A 22,906-nucleotide genomic window follows, 5' to 3' on the forward strand; every position below is an offset into this window, starting at 1 on the left:
CCGGCTGGAGGTCAGCGTGCCGGTAGGCCGAGCGCCGCGCAGGCCGCGTCCACGGCGGCCGGCCCGATCTCCTCGGCGGGGAGGTGGGCGAACTGCACGGTGCAGTCCGACATGCCGCCGATCGCCACGACCGCACGCGCCTGGGCGGCGAGCAAAGGATCGGGGCCGATCAGCAGCGTGGTCAGCCGCGCGCGCCAATCCCACAGACGATCGGTCAGGTCGAGGCCCGCGAACGCGCTCAGATCGCGCACCACCATCACGGTGACCGCCCGGTGCCGGTAGAGGAGGTCGAAGTACCCCTGCAGGAGTTCCCGGGGATCGGCGGAGGCCACCGCCTCCCGCTCCGTCAGGAACCCCTCGACATCCTCGATGAGCGGCTCGACGATGCTGCGAACCAGGTCGTCCCGCGAGGCGAAGTGGTAGTAGAGCGCGGGCTTGGTGATGCCCAGACGGTCTGCGATCTCCCGCAGGCTCGTCCGCCGCACCCCCTGGCTCACGAACAGCTCCCGGGCCACCTCCTGGATCCGCGCCTTGGTGCCGGACGGTTGGGCAGACTCCACCGATCGCCTCCTTCGCAGGTTGTCCGTCGATTCTATCCCCTGACCTTCCGGTAAGTAGAATACATCCACAACTGACCTTCCGGTAAGTAGAATCATGGCTTACCATCCGTTAAGTAAGTACGGACGAAGGGGTCTCATGCGCATCCTTGTCTCCGGCGCGAGCGTCGCCGGCCCGGTCCTCGCCTACTGGCTCCGCCGGTACGGCTTCACCCCCACCGTCGTGGAACGCGCCCCCACCCTGCGCAAGACCGGCGGCCACGCGGTGGACCTGTTCAAACCCGCCGTGGAGATCGTGGAGCGAATGGGCGCCTGGCCGCGGATCCTGGAGCACCGCACCGGGACCGACCTGATCACGATGGCCGGTGACCGGATCAAGCGGCCCATCGACGTCGAGACCAGCCGGTTGACGAAGGTGATGTCCGACCGGCACGTCGAGATCATGCGCGACGACCTGAGCGAGATCCTGTACGACACCGTCAAAGGCGAGGTGGAGTACCTCTTCGACGACTCGATCACCGGGCTGCGCGACGACGGCGACGGCGTCGACGTCACCTTCGAGCGGACCCCCGGGCGCAGGTTCGACCTCGTGATCGGCGCGGACGGCCTCCACTCCAACGTCCGCCGCCTGACCTTCGGCGAGGAGTCGCGCCACACCGCCTACATCGGCTCCTACCTCGGCGTGATCTCGCTCCCCAACCATCTGAACCTCGACGGGCGCATGATGGTCTACAGCGGGGTCGGCCGGATGGCGGGCGTCTACGGCGCCCGGCGCCTCGGCGAAGCACGGGCGATCTTCATGTTCCGCAGCGCCGCGGAGCTCGACTACCACCACCGGGACATCCCCCGGCAGAAGGAGCTGCTCATCCGGCACTTCGCCGACCTCCCCTGGGACCAGGCCCCTCGGCTGATCAAGGAGATCGACCGCGCCACGACCTTCTACTTCGACTCCATCACCCAGGTCCGGATGGACACCTGGTCCCAGGGCCGGATCACCCTCGCGGGCGACGCCGGCTACTCCCCCGGTCCCGCGGTTGGCGGCGGGACCAGCCTCGCCGCGGTCGGCGCCTACGTCCTCGCCGGACAGCTCGCCGCCGCCGGCGGCGACCATCGGCGGGCTTTCCCCGCCTACGAGGCGGAGATGGCCGAATTCGTCCGGCACAGCAGAGCCTTCGGCCTCCGCACCGCGAAAACCATCATCCCCGACACCGGAACCCGGGCGTGGGCCCTCGCCCAGTCCGTCAGGCTGATAAACACCCTCCCCGGCGGCCTGGTCCGCTTTGCCCTGAAGCTCTCCCGCAGCGGCAGCGGCCCCCACAACGACTTCCCGATCCGGGACTACACCCCCGCGAACCCGGTACGGCCGTAGGGCACCGGTTACGCGTCGAACCGACCCGCCGACGAAACCACCTCGTGGCTCAGGTACCGCCCAGGACCGGAGCGTCCCCGTACAGTGCGGCAAGGTCGACAAGGACGAGGTCGTCGCGGAGGCCGGCGGCCCGCAGAACGTCGGGATGGAATCCGTGCAGGGAGAACAGGGCGAGCACCGCGTCCCCGGCCTGGTGGCCCTGCCGCTCCAGCAACTCCCGGATGCGCTGCAGGCGTTCCACGTTTCTCGTTCCGGCTGACCTGAACGAATCCTGTCGGCCGAGCGGGAGGGCCGGACAACCGGCGGGAGTCCTGGGCGAGGGGTTAGCTCCGGATTCCGGCAAAGAGGTCGTCCTCGCGGTCGGGGGCGGCGACGCGGCTCATCCGGCGGATGAACGTCTCACTCGCCAGCATGAGCCGCTGGGCCTCCTCCGGCATCGCGAGGAGGAAGGCGCCGTCGCTCTGGCTCGCGTGCGCCTTGAGCGCCTTGACCTTGCGGTCGAGGTACGGCAGGACGTCGACCACACTGGTGATCAGCTCATCGGGGGTGCCGAAGTCCTCGGAGGGATCGAAGTCGCCCATGTCGATCCCGGCCTCCCGCATGTAGGCGACCATCTGCCGCATCCCGGAGCGGGGCAGGGCGGTGTAGTACAGCTTGTCGGGGATCCCGGTGCCCTCGGTCGCCGCGACGGCGATCCGGTGCGCCTGGATGTGGTCGGGGTGCCCGTACCCGCCGTCCTCGTCGTAGGTCACCACGACCTGGGGGCGGTAGCGCTCCATGAGCGCGCCGAGCCGGGCCGCGGCCCGCTCCACCGGGATGTTGCAGAACGCCTCCGGATGGTTGTTCGCCGCCCAGCCGACCATCCCCGAATCGCGGTAGCCGAGCGTTTCGACGTGGGTGACACCCAGGTGGCCCGTGGACTCCTTCAGCTCGGCGAGGCGCCGCTCGGCGACCGCGGCGACGTCGTGGCCGTCCTGTCCGGGCTTCACCCCGCCGGGTCCGTCGCCCTGCTCCCCGTTGGTGCAGGTGACCAGGACCGTGCGGATCCCGGCCTCGGCGTAGCGGGCCAGGATCCCGCCGGTGCCGAGCACCTCGTCGTCGGGATGCGCGTGGACCGCCATGAGTGTCAGCACTTGATCCATTGAGTCCCCCAGATTCCGTTGCGTCCACCGGTGACGGACCGACGATACCGAGCGCGGCCGACATCTCCGGCCGCGTGTCCGCGGCCGTACCGCGGAGCGACCACCTGGACGCTCCGGGTCACCTTCAGGACCTGCCACAGCGATTCACGACAAATCCCCCCAAATAGCTATATAGAGATAGTTATCTAGACAAACAGCCCAACCAAGCCACATTGCCCTATAGGATCACAGAGATCTCAGAAAATGCACTTTATTATAACTTTATAGCAAATATCGATACGCCCCATTAGTTATCCGAAATGGGACATTATGGGATCTTGACGAAGATCCACCCCATGGCGAAGATTTCAGCCAAATGCACGTTTCCTACCGAGGTGAACCACTGCCCGGAAACGTGCGCCAACTGGAGGAATCTCTCATGAGGAGTTCTCTCAATGGCAGGAGAGCAGGCCGCGTCGCGGTCGTGCTCACCCTTCCCATTGTCCTGAGCCTCAGCTCCATCCCCGTTCTGGCGAACCTCTCCCCACCCGTGTCCGAGGTCGCCCCCGAGCGGCCGTCCAGCACGGAGCAGAACGGCGTGGCGCTGATGCGCGTCATCGTCCCCGACGAGGCCGGGATCGACCGGCTCAACGAGCTCGGCGTCGACCTCGCCGAGTACAAGAAGCCCGTCGAGGGCGGCTTCGAGGTCCACGCGGTGCTCAGCCCCGCGGAGGCGCAGCAGCTGCGCGACCTCGGCTTCAACGTGGCCGGGGTCATTTCCGACCAGAGCGACTTCGCCGCCAACAAGGCCGACCGGCGTGAGGCGATCGCCGCCCAGACCGAGGCCGCGTCGGAGACCGACACCCTGACCCCGCTGCGGGCCGAATGGTTCACCAGCCTCGACAACCAGCGATTCCTCTCCGTCGAGGTGAAGTCGAGCGCGACCGACGCGCAGACCGTGCTCACCGTCACCTGGGACAAGGGCCGCGGGACGCCGCCGGACTCGGGCGGCACCGCCACGATGTCGCGGTTCACCGACGTGGGCCAGTACATGTACCACCGGTTCAACGCGCCGGTGAACATCGCCGACACGCCCTCCAAGGTCACGATCACCAGCAGCCGCGGCGGCACGGCGACGGTGCCGGTGACCAAGTGGCTGGGTCTCCCGCGCAAGGCCCCGAGCCCGCACTACGTCGCGGACTTCGTGGACCGGTACATGGACGCGACCGAGGTGACCAACCGGATCACCGCGCTCTCCAAGGAGTTCCCGAGGATCTCCCAGCTCATCGACCTGCCGAACAAGACCAACGGCTACCGCCGGGCGGCCCAGGCGCAGTTCGGCACGGTCGCGGCGAGCACCTTCCACGTCGTCTCCAAGGCGTACGGCCACCAGGGCGGCAACGACCTCAGCGTGGCCGTGGTCAAGCCGGACGCCCCCTCCAGCCCGCTGAGCGTCACCGTCACCGGCAAGGACCTCGTGGTCAGCCTGGCCACGGACGCCTCCGGCGCGGCCGTCAGCACCGCCCGCCAGGTGGTGGACGCGATCAACGGCAACAGCGGCGCCGCGGCCCTGCTGACCGCCGCCGTCTACCGCACCAGCCCCGGTGACGGCGTGGTGGCCCCCGCCCCGGCGACCCGGCTGACCGACAACCTCAAGGCCCCCGCGACCGTCTCCCGCGACCCGTTCCAGGTGAAGGCGCTGCGGATCGGCAAGGACCGGAGCGGCTCGAAGGTCGGCGTCTTCCTCTACTGCCAGGAGCACGCCCGCGAGTGGGTGACCCCGCTGACCTGCGTGGAGACCGCCGAGCGGCTGCTGCGCAACTACGCGCGCGACAACCAGACCAAAAAGCTCGTGGACGACCTCGACATCTTCATCATGCCGACGGTCAACCCCGACGGGTCGCACTACAGCTTCTACGACTTCAACATGCAGCGTAAGAACATGACCAACCACTGCCCGCTCACCCTGGGCGACCCGGCGGTGCGCAACAACTGGGGGGTGGACCTCAACCGCAACTTCTCGGTGGGTTCCATCTTCGACGGGTACAGCGGTGCCTCCACCAACTGCACCAGCGGCAACTACGCCGGTCCGGGCGAGCTGTCCGAGCCGGAGGCGCGCAACGAGGTCTGGCTGACCGAGCGGTTCCCGAACATCAAGTTCGCGATGAACACCCACTCCTACGGCGGCTACTTCATGTGGGCTCCGGGGGCGTACAAGGTGCCGAGCCGCGAGACGCTGCCGCGGGTCGACTTCGGCACGGAGAACTTCTTCTGGGAGGCCTCGAACAAGATCCTCTCCGGGGTGCAGTCCTGGCGGGGCAACGGCATCTGGCCGGGCCGCACCGGCCCGATTCCGGACGTGCTCTACTCCGCGGCCGGCAACAGCGCGGACGAGCACTGGACCAACCGCGGCATCATCGGCTGGAGCTTCGAGGTCGGCGCGGACGTCTACAACCCGGTGACCAAGCAGTTCGAGGGCGTCGGCTTCCAGCCGCCGTTCACCGAGGGCCACGAGGAGGCCATGGAGTTCGCCTCCGGCCAGATCGCGATCCTGGAGGTCGCCCGCGGCTACTCCCGTGACCGGGAGGACCCCGAATCCGACCTGGAGATCACCGGGCGGACGGACACCACCACCACGTTCACCTTCGAGCTGGACGAGCCGGCCAACGTGTACTACACGCTGGACGGCAGCCGGCCCACCCTCAACTCGCCCAAGCTGACCGCCGCGGCGATGCGAGAGGGAGCGCAGAAGATCACGGTGGACAGGACCACCCGGGTCCACTGGTTCTCCGTGGACATCCGGGGCAACGTCGAGGACGGCTACAAGCCTGACGGCAAGGGCCACAACTACCAGAGGGAGACGGTGCGGGTCGGACGCCACTGACCCCTGCGGCTCCAGGCGGCCATCGGTCTCGCACCGGTGGCCGCCGTTCCGTATTCCGGACCGGTACGGCCTCCGGCCGCCCTCGACCCACACGATGCCGCCCGAGCCACCTCAGGCCGTACCGGCCCCCTGTACACCCATCGCCGAATGATCATTGCGCTCTCCGCACCCTCCAGAGTCCACACACCACAACGATCACGAAGACGACACAGGGAGCCACGGATCACCCGAACACCACCGAGATCACCAACGACGCACTACCCACCCCAGCCGCCGAATGATCATTGCGCCCTCCGCACCCTCCAGAGTCCACACACCACAACGATCACGAAGAAGCCGGCGGGCAGACCGAGGATCGCCGAGATCACCGGCGATGCGGCCGTGACGGCGGTCACCCGGTGATCGTTGTGTTCTCCGCACCCCCTCGGGTGCGCACAGCGCAACGATCACGCGGGCGGCGTGGAGCTGTGGCCGGATCGCGCACCCGGCTTCGAGACAGGTCGCCCGGAGCGCAACGGCTTACGCGGCCGCAGGCCGTACCGGGCTCTCATCGAACCGGCGTGGATCCCGGGCCTGACGGCACGGCGCACCCGGCGCCCGGGGAACCGGGCGCCGGGTGTTCGACCCGGTGAAACCGGTTACGGCATGGCCGCCAGATGCGGCTTGACCGTACGGGAGAAGTTCCAGTTGTGGGTCGCGTCCCAGTTGATGGACCAGGTCATCGCCCCGCGGATGCCCGGGTAGGCACGCGGCGGGACGAAACTGCCGCAGCTGGTCCGCTTGGCCAGGCAGTCCAGGGCGTTGTTCACCATGGACGGCGCGACGATGCCGCCGCCGGCCGCCCCGGGCCCGGCGGGCAGGCCGAGCGCCACCTGGTCTTCACGCAGGCCGTTCTCCAGCTGGATGCAGGCGAGCGCGGTCATGAAGTTGATCGTGCCCTGGCCGTACGCCTGGGCCTGGTCGCAGCCGAGCATCGTGCCGGAGTTGTAGTACTGGGTGAACACCACGGTGAGGATGTCCTTGATGGCCAGCGCGAGCTGGAAGTAGGACCCGCCGGTCGACTGCATGTCGATGGTCTGCGGCGCCATGGTGATGATCAGGCCGGGCACCCGGCTGTGCAGCTGCCGCAGGGCCTGGGCCATGTAGGTGGCGTTGAGGCCGTTCTCCAGGTCGATGTCGATGCCGTCGAACCCGTAGGTCTGGATCAGGTTGTAGGCGCTGTTGGAGAAGGCCGTGGCCGCCGCGGAGCTGGCCACCTGGACCCGGCCGAGCTCACCGCCGACCGAGAGGATGACCTTCTGGCCCCGCGACTTCAGCGTCGCCACGTCCGCGGTGAACTGGGCGTTGGTGTAGCCGTTGAGCGCGGTCGAGAGCTTGGGGTCGATGCTGTAGGCGAGCTCACCGGGGGTCGAGGTCGCGTCGGCGAAAGCCACCGCGACCAGGTCGTAGTCCCTCGGAACCTCGCTGAGCCGGAGCGCCTGCGCCGGGTTGGTGAAGTTCTGCCAGTAGCCGGTGAGGAAGTGCTTGGGCAGCGGGTCGACCCGGCAGCCGTCAGTGGTGCCGGAGACCGAACCGGACGCGGCGGACTCACCGATGGAGTTGTACGCCTTGACGGTGTAGGTGTGCGGCTCGCAGAGCCCCAGGCCCGAGATCGTGGCGGTGGTGCCGGTCACGGTCGCCCGCACGTTGGCACCCTCGTACACCCGGTAACCCGTCACGGTCCCGGAGGAGCCGGTCCAGGCCAGGGTGAGGGAGCTGTTGGTCTTGCCGCTCACGGTCGGGGTGCCGGGGACGCCGGGCACGCCCTGGCACCCGGAGGTGGTCCCGGTGACCGAGCCGCTCGCCGCGGACTCACCGACGCTGTTGTAGGCCTTGACGGTGTAGGTGTGCGGCTGGCACAAAGCGAGGCCCGAGATCGTGGCGGTGGTGCCGGTCACGGTCGCCCGCACGTTGGCACCCTCGTACACCCGGTAACCCGTCACAGTCCCGGAGGAGCCGGTCCAGGCCAGCGAGATGGAGGTGTCGGTCACCCCGGTCACGGTCGGGGTGCCGGGGGTGCCGGGCACGCCGCCGGTGTCGGTGCAGGAACCGCCGTTGAGCTTGCAGTTCAGCGGGAGGGCGCTCGGGCCGCCGGGGGTGCCGAGGAAGCCGAAGGTCCGCGACGCGCCGGGGGCGATGCTCCCGTTCCAGCTGAGGTTGTCGAAGACGTAGTGCTGCCCGGTCCTGGTCATCCGGGCGTCCCAGGAGGAGCCGACCGAGATCCCGGCGGGGAGGTCGAACTCGACCTTCCACGAGGCGAGCGGGGTGGTGCTGCCGTTGGTGATGGTGTATTGGCCCTGCCACCCGGAGCCCCAGTCGCCGGTCTTGACGAAGGTGGCGGTGGCGGACGCGGCGCTCGCCGGTCCGGTGGTCGCGATCAGGGCCGTCGCCGCCAATAAGGCGGCGACGCACAGGCGGATGAAACGCATGTGGTGCTCCCTCAGGGAGGGCCGGCAGGGCTGAGGGCCGCCGTGCCGGCAGTGGGGGGTCTGTCGGCGCGATGCCTGCGCCGTCTCCGGCACAGGCCCAATACTTTTAATAAAGTTTCCTAATAGATGTGCGTGATCGTAACCCGATCGACATCACTCCACAAGAGCCCGAACCCCACCAAACCGTTCCGGTACGGCCGCCACAGGGCCCACCCGTCGCGGTCGACCCCTCGCTCACCGCGCGATCCCCCCGAACACTCCCCGTGATCGTTGCGCTGTACACACCCTCCAGGGGCCACACACCACAACGATCACCAGAGCAGACTGCCGGCACCCCGCCCCACATGATCACTGCGCTCTGCGCACCCCAGCGGGAGCACACAGCGCAACGATCACCAAGCAGCTGGGGCGCGGCCTCGTAGGACGTGCGAGAGCCCCCAACTCGCCAAATGATCGTTGCGCTGTACGCACCCTCCAGGGGCCACACACCACAACGATCACCAAAGCAGACTGCCGACACCCCACCCGGCATGATCGTTGCGCTCTGCGCACCCCAGCGGGAGCACACAGCGCAACGATCACCGAGCAGTGGGCGCCGCTTCGTAGGACGTGCTAGCCCCGGACGCGCCGAATGATCGTTGCGCTGTGCGACCCCGCAGGGGTGCACACAGCGCAACGATCACCGGAGTCAGACCCGGGTGCGGCGGACCACGGCGAAGAAGCCGGGGATCCTGATGGAACTCGTGTCCGAGTCGGGGTCGATGGCGGCCAGCTCGACCCCGCCCGAGGTCACCTGCTCCCAGCCGTCCTCCGCCCGGAAGTAGCGGTCCAGCTCCTCGCCGCCGAAGCGGGAGGAGTGGTTGACCCCGGCCCGCTCCAGCGGCCGGACGAGCGTGGCGGCCCGGCCGCGGTCTCCCCCGACGAAGCCGAGGTAGCCGAAGGAGGACTCCTCGTAAGCCGGTTCGAGGAGGATGAGCACGCCGCGGTCGCCCGTCAGCTCGGCCACGGTCTCGGCGAAGCCGCGCCGCCCCGCGTCGTCCAGGACGTGCAGGACCGCGCGGACGAAGACGTTGGCGTCGCCGATCTCCATGGCGAGGGCCGTGCCCTCCTCGGGCCGGGTGGCGTCGAGGGTCTGGAAGGCGGTGCGCGGGGTCCGCACGGACTCGGCGACGGCGTGCGCGATCGCGCTGGCCGAGACGTCGGTGCCGACGGCCGCGGGGAACCTGGCGGCGAACGCCCGGGTGAACCGGCCGTTGCCGCAGCCGATGTCGACGACGGGAAGCGAGCGGTTCATGTGCTGGAGCGCGACGTCGACCCAGTCGGAGAGCTCCTGGTCGTTGTCGGGGTCCCACAGGACGTCGCCGCCGGACCCGGTGCGGTCGACCCCGGCCCAGAACCGCTCCCACGCCTCACCGGTGTCCCGGCCCGCGAGGGTGTCCTCCGGCCCGTCGGCCGCGGGGAGCTCGTGCGACGAGGTGAGGCCGAAGTCGGCGGCCCGCCACGTAGCCGGGTCGTCGATGAGCCGGTGCAGGATGGCGCAGAAGGCGTCGAACATCTCCTCGACCAGGCCGTCGGGGAACAGCCCGGGGAGGAAGTCCCAGTTGAACTGGAGCTCCCCCGCGACTTCGAAGACCTGGAAGTCGATCGAGACCTGCGGGGTCTGGGAGATGGAGTAGGTGGCCTCGCCGAGGGAGGCGGCGAAGGCGCGCGGCGGATGGCCGGCGAGGCTGGTCATCACGATGGGCATGGCGGGGAGCATGGCGCCGCGCTTGCGGGTGAGGGCCCGCAGGACCTGGACGCCGCTGAAGTACCGGTGCTCCAGGTCGGCCCAGAGCTGGCCCTGCAGGGCCTGCGCGCGTTCGGCGAAGGTGCCGTCGGCCTTCTCGACGGCGAGGAGCATCGTGGTGGTGGTGTCGCCGAGGAGCCCGTTGATGTCGGGGTGAAGCGGCAGGCGGTTGAAGATGGGGAAGTTGATGGTGAACCGCTCGGAGCCGCTCCAGGCCCGGAGGACCTCGGCGAAGACGGCGGCGAGCAGGCCGGAGGGCGTGACGCCGTACTCGGTGGCCTGGGCCTTGAGCCGGTCCCAGGTCCCCGGGTCGATGCGGTGGTCGCGCCGGTCGAAGCGGATCGGCTTCTCCTCCTGGTCCGCCGGGCGGGCGGGGAGGACGGGGGCGGCCGGCAGGGTGTCGAGGCGGTCGAGCCAGTAGAGCTCCGAGCGCCGGTAGACGTCGCTGTCGGTGAGCCGGTCCCGGCCGCCGAGAACGTAGTCCCGGAAGCTGAGCCGCAGCGGGGGCATCTCCTCGTCGGGGTGTTCGTAGAGCTGGACCAGGTCGGGGATGAGGACCTGGAAGTAGCTCCAGGCGTCGGAGATGAGGAAGTCGAGGCTGAGGTGGATGCGGACCCGCCAGGCCGGTCCGGGGAGGATGGAGAGCCGGACGTCGAAGAGCGGCCAGTGCCCGTCGTCGAGGACCTGGTGGGAGAGCCGGGAGCGCAGCGCCTCCAGCTGCTCGGCGGCGGCTACGGGGTCGGCGTCGCTCAGGTCCAGGACGTCGATGTCGTAGTGCGGCGGCTCGGCGAGGACCTGCTGCAGGGCGTCGGGCCTGATGATCGTACGGAGCGCGTCGTGCCGCTCGACGAGTCTGCGCCAGGCGGTCTTGAACCGCTCGACGTCGAGGTGGTCGCTCTCCCATTCGAAGTAGCCGTGGCATCCGACGTTGCCGAGGTCGACGGCGTCGCCCCGGCCGACCCACAGCGCCTGCTGGCATTCGGTGAGCGGGAACGGGGTGAACCGGTTCGCGGGGTCGGGTTCGATGGCGGACATGCCGCCGAAGTCCGATCTGCCCTCGGTTTTGCTGACGCCGATGAGCCCGGCGAGCCCTTCGATCGTGGGACACCGGTAGAGGTCGGGGAGGCTGAGTTCGACCGCGAACGCCGTACGGACCTCGTCGATGAGCCGGAAGGCGAGGAGGGAATGCCCGCCGAGCTCGAAGAAGTTGTCCTCGACGCCGACCCGTTCGATGTTGAACAGCGCCGCCCAGATCCGCTCCAGCCGGGTCTCGATCTCGTTCCGCGGGGCGACGATCTCGGTGCCGTCCCCGGTCCCGGTCGGCTCGGGCAGCGCCCGCAGGTCCAGCTTGCCGTTCGGCAGGCGGGGCAGCTCGTCCAAGGCGACGATCACCGCGGGCACCATGTACTGCGGCAGCCGCCGGGTGACGTGCGCGCGGATGATCCGGGCCTCGGCGGAGGCGGGGGCGACGTAGGCGACCAGGCGCAGACCGCCCCACTCCTCCGGCCGCGCCGTGACGACGGCCTCGGCGACGCCGGGCGCCGACCCGACGACGGTCTCGACCTCGCCGAGCTCGACCCGGAACCCGCGGATCTTCACCTGGGCGTCGGAGCGGCCGAGGAGCTCGATCACCCCGTCCGGACGGTGCCGCGCGAGGTCCCCGGTGTCGTACAGGACGGGCTCGGGCTCCTCGGGAAGGGTGGTGGGGCGGAACTTGGCGGCGGTGAGCTCATCCCTGCGGTGGTAGCCGGCGGCGACGCCCGCCCCCGCGATGTGCAGGTGCCCCACGACCCCGACGGGCACCGGCGCGCCCGCCGCGTCGAGGATGTAGGCCCGGGTGTTGGCGACCGGCCTGCCGACGGGGACGGGCCGGGTCTCGCGGATCTCCTCGGGGGTGGCCTGCGCGGTGCAGTCCTGGCCGGCGCCGATGTCCAGGCAGGAGAGCGCGTTGGTGGTCTCGGTGGAGCCGTAGGTCATGACCACCCGGAACGGGGTGTCGACCGGTGGCCAGCTGTGTACGCGCTCGGCGGTGGTGACCATGATGCGCAGCCGGGTGCCCTCCGGCCAGTGCAGCGGCCAGACCCGTTCGGCGAGCGCGGCGACGAGCATCGTGTGGGTGATCCCGGAGGAGACGAGCCAGTCGCGCACCTGCTCGGGCGTACGCTCCTCGACGTCCCCGACGTGGATCGCCACGCCGAGCGCGAGGTAGGGAAGCCACTCCATAAGCTGGACCGCGAAGCCGGGGGTGGAGAGCCAGGAGGCCCGGTCGCCCGGGCGCACGCCGTACGCCCGGCCGGTCCAGTGCACGAGGTTGACCAGCGCGCCGTGCCGTTCGAGGACCGCCTTGGGACGCCCGGTGGAGCCGGAGGTGTAGATGAGGTGGCTGACGGTGTCCGCGGTCAGCGTCACCTCGGGCGCCTCGTCCGGCTCGTCGTCGAACTCGGCGCCGTCGACCCGCAGGACCCGCACCCCGCCGGGCGCCCGGCCCTGCAGCGCCTCGGTGACCAGGACGACGACGGGCTCGGCGTCCTCGACCATGTGTGTGAGCCGGGCGTCGGGGTTGACCGGGTCGAGCGGGACCAGCGCCGCCCCGGTCTTGAGCACGCCGAGGGTGGCCAGGACGAAGTCGGCGCCGCGCGGGCAGAGGAGGCCGACCCGCTCACCGGGTACCGCGCCGAGCCGGCGCAGCAGGCCGGCGATCTTGTTGGTGCGGGTCTCCAGCTCGGCGAACGTGACGACCCGGTCCCCCTGGACCAGCGCCGGGGCATCGGGGGTCGCGGCGGCGTGCTCGGCGACGAGCCGCGGGTAGCTCGTGTCCGGCCAGTCGGCGGCGGTGTCGTTCCAGCCGGTGAGGATGCGGGCGCGGTCCTCCCGGGTGAGCAGGTCGAGCTCGGACACCGGGCTGCCGGGGCGGGCCCGGGCGCTCACCGCGAGGGTGACCAGCTGCCCGGCCATCCGCTCGGCGGTCTCGGGCAGCCACAGGTCGGCCGCGGCGAGCAGCACGCCTCCGTCCTCGGAGACGAGCAGGCACAGGTCGCCGGGGATCCGCCCCTGGTCAATGTGGGCGAGGGCGACGGTGACGCCGCCGTCCGCGGGGGCCGTACCGCCCGGTACGGTCTGGGCGGCGCCGGGACGGGCCACCCGGGCCCGCAGGGTGCCCAGGGTGTCGCCGGGATCCACGTCGTAGCGGTGTACCCGGCCGGTGGATCCGGTCAGGGGGATCTCGCCGACGCCGCTGTAGCGGTGCAGGAAGGCGAGGAACAGCGCGGTCCACCAGTCCTGGGTCCGCCCGGTGATGGGGACGCGCACGGAGTAGTGGCCGGCCGTTCCGTTGACGGACCGGCCGCGATCGGTCGGCAGGTCGAGAAACTCGGGGGTGGTGACCTGGGCACCTCGGGTGATGGCGGGGGTGGTCACGGCGTTACCTCCTTGGGGGCCTATGCGGCGGCGGTCTCGGGGCCGGCGATGCCGGGGTGCCGTGCGGGGACGAGTCGCACGGGCAGCCGGCGGAGGCCCCAGGTGAAGTTCGATCCGTTGTAGACCGGTTCGCCGGTGAGCTCGATCCGTTCGACGCGAGCGACGAGCTCTTCGAGGAACGCGACGAGTTCGATCCTGGCGAGCCGCGCGCCCAGGCACAGGTGGGGGCCGTGGCCGAAGGCGATGTGGCGGTTGGGTGTCCTGCCCACGAGGAAACGGTCCGCCTGGGTGAACACCTCCTCGTCCCGGTTGGCGGAGACGTTCCACAGGGTGACCTGGTCTCCGGGCTCGATCCTGACCCCGCCGACCTTGGTGGGGCGTACGGCGGTCCGCAGGGCGTGCACGCCGGGGGTGGTCCAGCGGAGGATCTCCTCGGCCGCGGTGGCGGCCGTGGCGGGGCCTCCGGCGCGCAGGAGTTCCCATTGGTCGGGGTTGTCGACGAAGGCGAGCACACCGCCCGCGGCGGAGTACCTGGTGGTCTCGTTGGCTCCGGCGAGCACGCCGTTGCAGTTGAAAATGATCTCCTCGTCGCTGAGCGGGCGCTCCCCGCCGGGGACGTCGGCGACCCGGCGCGCGGCGGCGACGGCGCTGACGAAGTCGTCGCCGGGGTGGCGGCGACGGCGGTCGAGGAGGTCGGCGAAGTAGAGGAAGATCTCTCCGTGGGCGCCGCCGCGCTCGGCTTCGTCCTCCGACTCGAAGGCGTCGGTGGTGATCTGGCCGAGCCACTCCCAGTCCTCCCGCGGGATGCCCATCATGGTGCAGACCACATAGTTGGGGATGCGCTTGGCGACGTCGATGAAATCGACCTCGCCGGCTCGCACCCCGTCGTCGAGGACCTCGGCCACCACCTGGCGGACCAGGGCCTCCATCCGCGGCATCTCGGCCGGGGAGAAGGCCCGCTGCAGGACGCGTTTGAGGTGGGTGTGGTCGGGGGCGTCGGAGACGATCAGCATCCGCTGGGAGACGGCCGCGACGGCCTGGCCGTCGGTGTCGAGCCGCATGCCGAACCGGGAGCTGAAGCCGGCATGGTCCGCGTACACACCCACAATGTCTCGATATTTGCTGACAACCCAAAAGTCCGGTCCCCCGTCGGCGGCCTCATGCCGATAGACGGGTGCGTTCTCCCTCAACCAGCTGAAAACCGGCCAAAACCTGTTCTCGGCGAACATCCGGGTGTCATGCAGGTTCACGCGCATGTCGGCCTCCCCTACCGGCGCGCCTGCGGCGGGCGCATGTCGGTCCAACGCTCGTCCACGTGGCGCGCGCACGCGTTCTCGTCACCCGAGAAGCCGGCCGGGCGCCAGCCGCCGGGCACCCGGGCCGCCTCGGGGTGGAGTGCGTACTGCTCCGCGTCGTTGACGAGCACGGTGTAGCGCCGGTGATCCTCGTTCACTGCGGCTCCTCTCGGGGTCGCGCGCTCATCGCGCGGCGGCTCGGTGCGACGGGTTCGCGGACGGCGCCCGGACGGCCGGCGGCGGCCCGGACGGTCCGGGGACGGATTCGGACGCGGGCTCGGGGTCGCCGAGCCCGGCCAGCAGCGGGAGGAGCGCCTCGGCGTGCTCCACGGCGAAGTGGTGGCCCCCCGGGAACCGCCTGCGGCGGAACCCTCCGGCCGCGTAGCCGGCCCACCCGTCCAGCTGGGCCGCGGTGACGGTCTCGTCGGTCTCCCCGCCCCACGCCTCGACCGGGCAGGGCAGCGCGGGCTCACCCCGGAGCTCGTAGTCGAGGGAGAGGCGGGCGTCCTGCCGGAGGATCTCCAAGGCGATCTCCCGGCTGTCCTCGTCGAGGTCGTCCGCGCCGAGTCCCCGGGCGTCGAGCAGCCCCGCCAGCTCCTCCTCCCCCTCGACGAGTCCCCGGCCGGCCCCGGCCCAGGAGTCCGGGGGACGGCAGGCGGCGACGACGAAGGCGAGCGGCCATCGGCCGTACCGCAGTCCGAGGCTTCGGGTGATCTCGTAGCCGATGAGCCCGCCGAAGCTGTTCCCGAACACCAGGAAGGGGTGGCCCGGGGGCATCGCGTCGACGAGCTCCCCGGTGACGGCCTCGACGACCGCCTCGACGCTCTCCGGCGGCGGATCGGCCCAGCGGTTCTCCCGGCCGGGGAGCTGGACGCCGATCACCGAGAGCCGGTCCCCCAGCCGGTGCTGCCAGGAGCGGAACCACCCGCATCCGGCCCCGGCCTGCGGCAGACAGAGCACGACCGGGCGGCCGTACGGCTCAGGCCGCCAGCTCACCAGCCATCGGGCCTTCACCGCTCCGTCCTCTCCGGGCGGACCCCGCGGCGGCCGCAGGCGGCGTTCACGTCCCCACCCGGGTGTCGGCCAGGACGAGGTCGGAGACGCCGGAGACGGCGGCGATGCGGTCCAGCTCGGCCGCGACCCCGGCCGCGGTCGGCTGGGCGAGCAGGTGCCGCATGGTCAGGCGCAGGCCGGTGAGGCGCCGCAGCGCCGAGACCGCCCGCGCGGCGAGCAGGGAGTGCCCGCCGAGCTCGAAGAAGTCGGCGTCGACGTCGTCGAGGGGCCGCCCGAGCAGCTCGCCGAGAACGGCGCACACCTGCCGCTCGCGCTCGCCGGCCGGAGGCCGTCCCGTCGGCGAGGCCGGCGAGCTGGTGAGCGCGAGCGCCGTACGGTCCACCTTGCCGGTGGTCGCGACGGGGAGCGCGGGCAGCACGTCGACGACGACGGGGACCATGGAGGAGGGCAGGGAGTCCGCGCAGTGGGCGAGAACCCGCCCGGCCAGCTCGTCGGGGTCCGTCCCCTCGGCGGCCGGGACGACCGCGAGCCCGGCCGCGTCGCCGGAGACGGTGACGAAGGCCGCGGCGGCGTGCACCCCCTCGACCCGGGTGGCGACCCGTTCGATCTCCCCGAGCTCCACCCGGAAGCCCCGGATCTTGACCTGGTCGTCCCGGCGCCCGGCGTATTCGAGCTGCCCGTCGGCCCGCTGGACCACCATGTCCCCGGTGCGGTACATCCGGCTCCCGTCCCCGGTGAAGTCGTCGGCGACGAAGCGGGAGGCGGTGAGCCCCGGGCGGTTGCGATAGCCGCGGGCGATACCGGGTCCGGCGAGGTAGAGCTCCCCGAGGGTACCCGGGGAGACCGGCCTGCGATCGTCGTCCAGGACGTAGGCCCGGTAGCCGCGGATCGGCCGGCCGATCGTGGTGACGTCGTCGCCGGCCCGGCTGTCGGCCCAGGTGGCGGCGATCGTCATCTCCGTGGGGCCGTAGACGTTGAGCACGCGCCGCCCTCCCCCGGCGAACCGCCTGGCGAGGGCGGGCGGGCAGGGCTCCCCGGCGACCACGATCACCTGCGCGGTGGGCAGGTCGTCGGCGCAGGCGGCGAGCAGGGACGGGGTGAGGCACACGGTACGCGGCCTGACCCCGGCGATGGCCGCGTCGACTCCGTCGGCGAGGTCGACGATCGCGACGCCCTGTCCGTGCAGCAGGTACAGCAGCGTGCACCAGAGCCACCCGTCGAACGCCGGGGAGACGGCGTTGACGCCGAGTCCCCCCGAGGGCAGGTCGAGGTCGGCGAGCGCGTCGAGGTGGGTGTCCAGGCCCCGGTAGGTGACCTCGACGCCCTTGGGCCAGCCGGTGGTGCCGGAGGTGTAGATGATGTAGGCGCAGTGGTCGGGATGGGATTCGGCCGTCCAGGCCGGCCGCCCGGTTCCGGCGAGCACGGCGGGGTCGAGGGTGCGGGAGCGCGGCGGCGCGACACCGGGCGGCAGCCCGGTGCCGAGCAGGATCCGCACATCCGCGTCGCGCAGGACGAAGTTGAGCCGGTCGGCGGGGTGCCGGTCGTCGACGGGGACGGCGGTCGCCCCCACCTTCCAGATCGCGAGCAGGCTGGGCACCACCCAGCGCGACCTGCCGAGGCAGAGGCCGACCGGTGTCTGCGGGCCGACCCCGGCGGCGACGAGACCGGCCGCGAGGGCGTCGGTGTACTCGGCGACCTCGGAGAATCGGAACGTGCCGTCGGGTGCGGAGACCGCGGTCGCCGTGGGCGCATGCCTGGCCCACCGCGCGACCGCGCCGAAGACCCGTCGTGCCGTGGCGTATCCGCCGTGACCGCCGGGCGTCGAGCTGTGGATCATCAGAGCTCCTGGGGTTGTCACACGGGTCACCCAGCCGGCGATCGCTCGTCGGCCATCTGCCGTGGAAGTTAGGGAATCTCGGTTAAACGGGGGTTACTCGGACGTGACGCCGTCGGCCGCGGGGCAAGGGTCCGCTCACACCCGGACGAGGTCGGGGTCCGGCCGGGCCTCGGTGTGCGGGGCGTCCGGCAAACCCTGTTCCGGTACGGCGGCGTCCGCGGATCCGTCCGTCTTCCCCCGGGAGCGGAACCGGACCGCGGGGGCGGCCATGGCCGTGGAGAGCAGGGCGATCACCACCATGATCGCGAACAGCTCACCTGTCAGGACGCCGAGGCTGAGCCCCACGTTGAGGACGACGAGCTCGGTGAGGCCGCGGCAGTTCATCAGGAGGCCGATCCGGGTGGCCTGGTCCCAGCTCTCGCCCACGGACCGCGCGGCCAGCATGGAGCCGCCCAGCTTGCCGGCGAACGCGACCACCAGGAAGGCGAGGAACCAGCCCCACATCTCGAAGGAGAGACCCAGCGCGTGGAGTTTGGTGTTCACCCCGGTGATGGCGAAGAAGATCGGGAGGAGCAGCACCGTGGTGAGCCCGCCGATCACGGACCGGAGCTCCTCCACGACGGGGGAGTCCCGGGGGATGGTGAGCCCGAAGAGGAAGGCCCCGAAGATCGCGTGAATGCCGAGCGAGTCGGTGGCCATCGCGCTGAGGAAGACCAGGACCAGGGTGAGTGTGGCCGCGGAGGTCCCCTTGCGCATCCACGGCTGGTGCAGCACACGCTGGAGCACCGGCCTGACCACGAGCATCAGCACCGCCACGAAGCCCACGGCGAGCACCAGGGTGAGCAGGACACCGCTGAGCGAGCCGGTGCCGAGCATCGTGACGACCACGGCGAGCAGGCACCAGGCGGTGATGTCGTCGACCAGCGCGCTGCTCAGCGCCACCCCGGCGATCTTGGTGTTCTGCAGACCCGCGTCGCTGAGCATGCGCGCCATCACCGGCAGGGCCGAGATGCTCATCGCCACCCCGACAAACAGGGCGAACGGCGCGAAGGACACCCCCGGCGGGGCGAAGACCGGGTATGCCGTGACCGCGAGCAGGATGCCGGAAAAGAGGGGGAGCGCGATCCCCACATGGCTCACCATCACCGCCAGCGGGCCCGACCCGCGCAGCATCCGGATGTTGAGCTCGGTCCCGGCGAGGAAGACGAAGAGCACGGCGCCCAGCTGGGCGAGCACATTCAGCTTGCCCAGTACGGCGTCGGGGAACAGCCAGGCCGAGGCCGCGGGGAAGGCGAGTCCCAGCACCGAGGGCCCGAGCAGGATGCCGGCCGTGATCTCACCGACGACGGCGGGCTGGCCGATCCGCTGCGCGAGCTTCCCCGCGATCTTGCAAACCCCCACGATGAGGGCGATCGCCACCAGCAGGCGGGTGATCCCCGCCGGCCCGGACCCGGCGTCGGCCCCCGGGCTCTCCCCGCCCGCACCGCCCGATCCGCCGCCGAGGATGACCACGGCGAGGATGGAGGGAAAGACGACGAGCATGCTGTAGACCGCGCCGATACGCCAGCGGCGCGGGAGAAACGACGTCTTGCTTTCCATGATCACACCTCAAAGTCATGCGGAGCGGGCGACGGCGGCCAGCGGGGACGTCGCGGGGAGGTCGTCCTGGGGCGGCCAGAGCAGCCCGTGCGTCCGGGCGAGGGAGAGCACCTGGTCCAGCATGATCTCCAGCTGCAGACCGACGCGTCCGCCGAGCGCCCCGTCGAGCCCCATCGGGGTCTCGGCCGTGGCGACCGCCATGCCGAGCGGCGTGGGCCAGCCGCGCAACGCGTGCACGATCGTCCGCATCGTGGCCAGCGTCAAGGCCGCGCCCTGCGCTCCCCCCGCGAGGGACACGCAGCCGACCGCCCTGCCGTCGAGGAAGGGCCGCGCGTCGTCGGCCAGCTCGTTGAGATAGTCCAGCGCGTTCTTCAGCAGCCCGGAGACGCTTCCGTGGTAGGCCGGGGTCACCAGGACCACCCCGTCCGCGCGGGCCAGGGCGTCCAGGAAGCGGACGACGTACGGGCCGTGCAGGTCACCCGGCCGGTAGAAGGGGAAACTCAGCTCGGCTCCGCGGAAGAAGCTCACCGTCGCCCCGCGTCGCAGGCAGTCCTGAGCGCACCAGCGGGCCAGTCGTTCCGTACGCGAATCGGCGCTCAAGGCGCCACTGAGCACAGCGATATGCGGCGCTACAGACATTGTGACTCCAGTCTGGTCAGTTGCGGGTGAAAGGTGGTCAGGAGTCGGAAGCGCCGGATCCCTGGTGCTACCCCCTCCAGACCCGGATCGGCCGGTCGGCCCCGAGGAACTCCAGCCGGCCCCCGGACAGCAGGCGGACCCGATGACCCGTCGCGAACATGCGGCTGCCGTCCGCCGCGAAGGGATCGGGCAGGAACCGGGTCACCGTCGCGGCGGGATCGTCGAGGTAGCCGCGTGCGAGCGCGACGCCCCCCACGTAGAGGAGACCGACCGCGCCGACGGCGACCGGCTCGAAGTCGGCGTCGAGCGCGTGGAGCCGGCAGCCGCGCCGGGGCGGCCCGATCAGCACGCGCGGTCCTTCCCGCCCGTTCTCCTCCACGACGCGGCGGGCACAGGCGATCGCCGTCTCCGGGAACCCGTAGAGCTGTGGCTCGACCGCCGCCGGTGCGGCGGAGCCGGACACCGCGCGATCGGCGAGCGCCACGCCGGACGGGTCGGCCCCGGGCCGTACCGGACGCCGTTCCCCGCGCTCACCCCGTGGCTCCCCCACGACGAGCTCGGCGCCGCTCGCGAGCGCGTGCAGGATCTCCAGGACGATCAGGCCGCTGGAGAACCGCCCGGACGGCGTCACCCGGTCCCCGCTGCGCACCGGCGGCAGGAGTGCCCCGTCGATCAGCGCGCCGAGCTGCCGGTGTTCCAGGATCACCCCCCGTGACTCCGGTTCCTCGGGCCGGTAGAGCACGCACGCGGCACCCGCCGGCCGGATCCCGGGCAGCGTTCCGTGGCCGTCGGCGACGTCGTCCGGCCAGCTCAGAATGTGCAGATCGAGGTGTTTGAGCCACCGGGCGGAGGGGGTGACGACGAGCCGCGCGCCGCTGTCGGCGATCACCAGATCGCGCCACGTGCCGACGTCGTCGACGTCGACGGGCAGCCACGCCGCGCCGGACAGCGCGACGCCGAGGAGCGCGGTCAGGGCGTCCGCCCCGACCGGGAAACACAGCGCCACCCGGTCCTCGGGGCCGACGCCGAGCGCCGTGAGCCGCCGGGCGAGCCGCTCGGCGGAGGAGATCAGCTCACCGTAGGTGATCCGGCGGCGCCGGACCCCGATCTCGGTGACGGCGGCGGCGCCGGGCTGCCGCTCGGCGATTCGGCGGATCCGGTCCACCACGGTGACCGGCGCGTCACCGCCCGTTCCGCGCCCGGCAAGGGGGCGCATGTCGTGCCACAGCTCGGCGACCTGGGTGAGACATTCCTCATAGGTGCTCACAAAGCCGATGGGCGACCAACCACCGGGTACCGCATCATATAGGGGCCAAATCCCGTATTGTCCTTCCACATTTACGACAACCTGGAAATACCGCTGCGGTGGGCCAGTCGCCATTGGTCCCTCCAGGATTCACCCCAAAAATCAGTATCGGCCGCACGATGCCGAACGCCGGTTGCGGCGCGGTTACGCGCGAAATTTCGCCATAACTGGCCACATTTCCTCATAACCCAGCGTTAACTCTGGCTCCTTAATCTCGGCCCGCGGATGAAGCCCCGATTCACCCGGTGTGAACGGTTATTTCACCCCCGGAGGTCCACATGACCAGGTTGGCGGAATTCCACAGACGTGCCACCGAAGAACTCTCCGCAGAGGATCCCGACCTGTTTCTCCTGCTAGAACGGGAGATGAGCCGCCAGAGGAGCACCCTCGCCATGGTGGCCGCCTGCAGCACGGCACCGCCGTCCGTCCTCGCCTGCGCCGGGAGCGCGCTCGCGAACGTGACCACCGAGGGTTACCCCGGGGGCCGGTTCCACGCCGGCTGCGACGTCGTCGACGCAGTCGAACGGCTCGCGGTGACGCGGGCCCGCGAGGCGTTCGGCGCCTCCTACGCCAACGTGCAACCCCACTCGGGGAGCTCGGCCAACCTGGCCGTCCTCTTCAGCCTGCTCCGGCCCGGCGACACCGTCCTCGGCATGGACCTGGACGCCGGGGGCCACCTCACGCACGGGTCGCCCGCCTCGGTGGTCGGACGCTACTTCACCGCCGTCGGATACGGCGTGGGCCCCGACGGCCACGTCAACCTGCACGAGGTCGCCGAGCTCGCCCGACGGCACCGGCCCAAGATGATCATCTGCGGGGCGAGCTCGTACCCGCGGGTCGTCGACTTCGCCGGATTCCGGCGGATCGCCGACGAGGTGGGCTGCTGGCTCATGGCCGACATCTCCCACGTGGCCGGGCTGGTCGTCGCCGGCGAGCACCCGAGCCCCGTCCCCCACGCCCACGTCACCACCACGAGCACCTACAAGCAGCTGTACGGGCCGCGCGGCGGCCTGATCCTCTCCGGCCCCGACGCCGACCGGCCCGGGCCCGGGACCAACGCCACCCTGGCCGGCACCCTGCAGCGCGCGGTCTTCCCCCGGGCGCAGGGGACGCCCGACCTCGCCGCCGTCGCCGCCAAAGCCCGCGCGTTCGCCGCGCTGGCGACCCCGGGGTTCCGCGCCCTGGCCCGGCGGGTCCGGCTCGACGCCGCGGCGCTCGCCGTCGAGCTGCAGGACCGCGGGCAGAACCTGATCACCGGGGGGACCGACAACCACCTCGTCATGATCGACGTCGGTGCCAAGGGCTACACGGGCGTCGTGATCGAGCAGGCGCTGGAGGAGTGCGGGATCATCGTCAACAAGAACCGCATCGTGGGCGACCGCAAATCCGCCCGGGTCACCTCCGGAATCCGGCTCGGCACCAACACCCTGGCCCTGCGCGGGATGGAGCCCGCGGACATGGCCGTGTGCGCCGAGCTGTACTGCCAGGCCGTCGGCGCCGTGGACCAGCTAGACGACGTGAACTACCGACTCGACCCGGTGACCCGGGACGAGATCAGGGTCACCGTGAACGGACTCTGCGAGACCTTCCCGCTGCCCGGATACGACTACTGAC

The 22,906-nt window shown here is 70.9% G+C and carries 15 protein-coding genes; 3 read left to right on the forward strand and 12 right to left on the reverse strand.

All coding sequences use genetic code 11. The annotated features are described in order from the left end of the window. Nucleotides 1-11 precede the first annotated feature (11 nt). On the reverse strand, nucleotides 12-560 hold the full coding sequence (locus RUR_RS27145; protein ID WP_283138041.1) for a TetR/AcrR family transcriptional regulator: 549 nt from the start codon (nucleotides 558-560) through the stop codon (nucleotides 12-14). A 136-nt stretch (nucleotides 561-696) separates the two neighbouring features. Here RUR_RS27145 and RUR_RS27150 point away from each other — a divergent pair, with 136 nt between their 5' ends. Further along, entirely contained in the window at nucleotides 697-1,926 is a 1,230-nt protein-coding gene (locus RUR_RS27150) for an FAD-dependent monooxygenase (RefSeq protein ID WP_283138042.1), read from the forward strand. Nucleotides 1,927-1,975: 49 nt separating this feature from the next. Here the strand turns inward: RUR_RS27150 and RUR_RS27155 are convergent, their stop codons facing one another. Together RUR_RS27155 and RUR_RS27160 are read right to left on the reverse strand one after the other, a co-directional pair. Then, entirely contained in the window at nucleotides 1,976-2,167 is a 192-nt protein-coding gene (locus RUR_RS27155; protein WP_283138043.1) for a hypothetical protein, read from the reverse strand. A gap of 82 nt (nucleotides 2,168-2,249) precedes the next feature. Further along, the gene (locus RUR_RS27160; protein ID WP_283138044.1) at nucleotides 2,250-3,068 is read right to left on the reverse strand and encodes a PIG-L family deacetylase; all 819 of its coding nucleotides are present in this window, start codon (nucleotides 3,066-3,068) and stop codon (nucleotides 2,250-2,252) included. 418 nt (nucleotides 3,069-3,486) lie between these two features. Here RUR_RS27160 and RUR_RS27165 point away from each other — a divergent pair, with 418 nt between their 5' ends. Further along, nucleotides 3,487-5,931, forward strand: coding sequence for a M14 family zinc carboxypeptidase (locus RUR_RS27165; RefSeq protein ID WP_283138045.1), 2,445 nt, complete (start codon nucleotides 3,487-3,489; stop codon nucleotides 5,929-5,931). 638 nt (nucleotides 5,932-6,569) lie between these two features. Here the strand turns inward: RUR_RS27165 and RUR_RS27170 are convergent. From RUR_RS27170 to RUR_RS27210, 9 genes are all read right to left on the reverse strand, one after another. Continuing rightward, nucleotides 6,570-8,399 (reverse strand): cellulose binding domain-containing protein, encoded by a 1,830-nt coding sequence (locus RUR_RS27170; protein WP_283138046.1) that lies wholly within the window; start codon nucleotides 8,397-8,399, stop codon nucleotides 6,570-6,572. Between the two features lie 688 nt (nucleotides 8,400-9,087). Beyond that, the gene (locus RUR_RS27175) at nucleotides 9,088-13,602 is read right to left on the reverse strand and encodes a non-ribosomal peptide synthetase (protein WP_283138047.1); all 4,515 of its coding nucleotides are present in this window, start codon (nucleotides 13,600-13,602) and stop codon (nucleotides 9,088-9,090) included. Between the two features lie 20 nt (nucleotides 13,603-13,622). Further along, nucleotides 13,623-14,708, reverse strand: a complete 1,086-nt coding sequence (locus tag RUR_RS27180; protein ID WP_283138048.1) for a cytochrome P450 — start codon at nucleotides 14,706-14,708, stop codon at nucleotides 13,623-13,625. 161 nt (nucleotides 14,709-14,869) lie between these two features. Further along, the gene (locus RUR_RS27185; protein ID WP_283138049.1) at nucleotides 14,870-15,055 is read right to left on the reverse strand and encodes an MbtH family NRPS accessory protein; all 186 of its coding nucleotides are present in this window, start codon (nucleotides 15,053-15,055) and stop codon (nucleotides 14,870-14,872) included. Nucleotides 15,056-15,080: 25 nt separating this feature from the next. After that, nucleotides 15,081-15,911, reverse strand: coding sequence for a thioesterase II family protein (locus tag RUR_RS27190; protein ID WP_283138050.1), 831 nt, complete (start codon nucleotides 15,909-15,911; stop codon nucleotides 15,081-15,083). A 46-nt stretch (nucleotides 15,912-15,957) separates the two neighbouring features. Beyond that, complete coding sequence (locus tag RUR_RS27195) at nucleotides 15,958-17,748, reverse strand: non-ribosomal peptide synthetase (RefSeq protein WP_283138051.1); 1,791 nt, start codon at nucleotides 17,746-17,748, stop codon at nucleotides 15,958-15,960. Between the two features lie 135 nt (nucleotides 17,749-17,883). Further along, the gene (locus RUR_RS27200) at nucleotides 17,884-19,347 is read right to left on the reverse strand and encodes a cation:proton antiporter domain-containing protein (RefSeq protein ID WP_283138052.1); all 1,464 of its coding nucleotides are present in this window, start codon (nucleotides 19,345-19,347) and stop codon (nucleotides 17,884-17,886) included. 15 nt (nucleotides 19,348-19,362) lie between these two features. After that, the gene (locus RUR_RS27205; protein ID WP_283138053.1) at nucleotides 19,363-19,986 is read right to left on the reverse strand and encodes an NADPH-dependent FMN reductase; all 624 of its coding nucleotides are present in this window, start codon (nucleotides 19,984-19,986) and stop codon (nucleotides 19,363-19,365) included. Between the two features lie 67 nt (nucleotides 19,987-20,053). After that, nucleotides 20,054-21,367 carry an AMP-binding protein gene (locus RUR_RS27210; protein ID WP_283138054.1) on the reverse strand — a complete coding sequence of 438 codons (1,314 nt, stop codon included), beginning with the start codon at nucleotides 21,365-21,367 and terminating at the stop codon, nucleotides 20,054-20,056. A 203-nt stretch (nucleotides 21,368-21,570) separates the two neighbouring features. On the opposite strand from RUR_RS27210, the gene RUR_RS27215 reads away from it, so the two are divergent. Continuing rightward, nucleotides 21,571-22,905 carry a serine hydroxymethyltransferase gene (locus tag RUR_RS27215; RefSeq protein ID WP_283138055.1) on the forward strand — a complete coding sequence of 445 codons (1,335 nt, stop codon included), beginning with the start codon at nucleotides 21,571-21,573 and terminating at the stop codon, nucleotides 22,903-22,905. The last annotated feature ends 1 nt before the right edge of the window (nucleotide 22,906 follow it).

The sequence above is a fragment of the Rhizohabitans arisaemae genome (assembly GCF_025996515.1).
Lineage (GTDB): Bacteria > Actinomycetota > Actinomycetes > Streptosporangiales > Streptosporangiaceae > Rhizohabitans > Rhizohabitans arisaemae.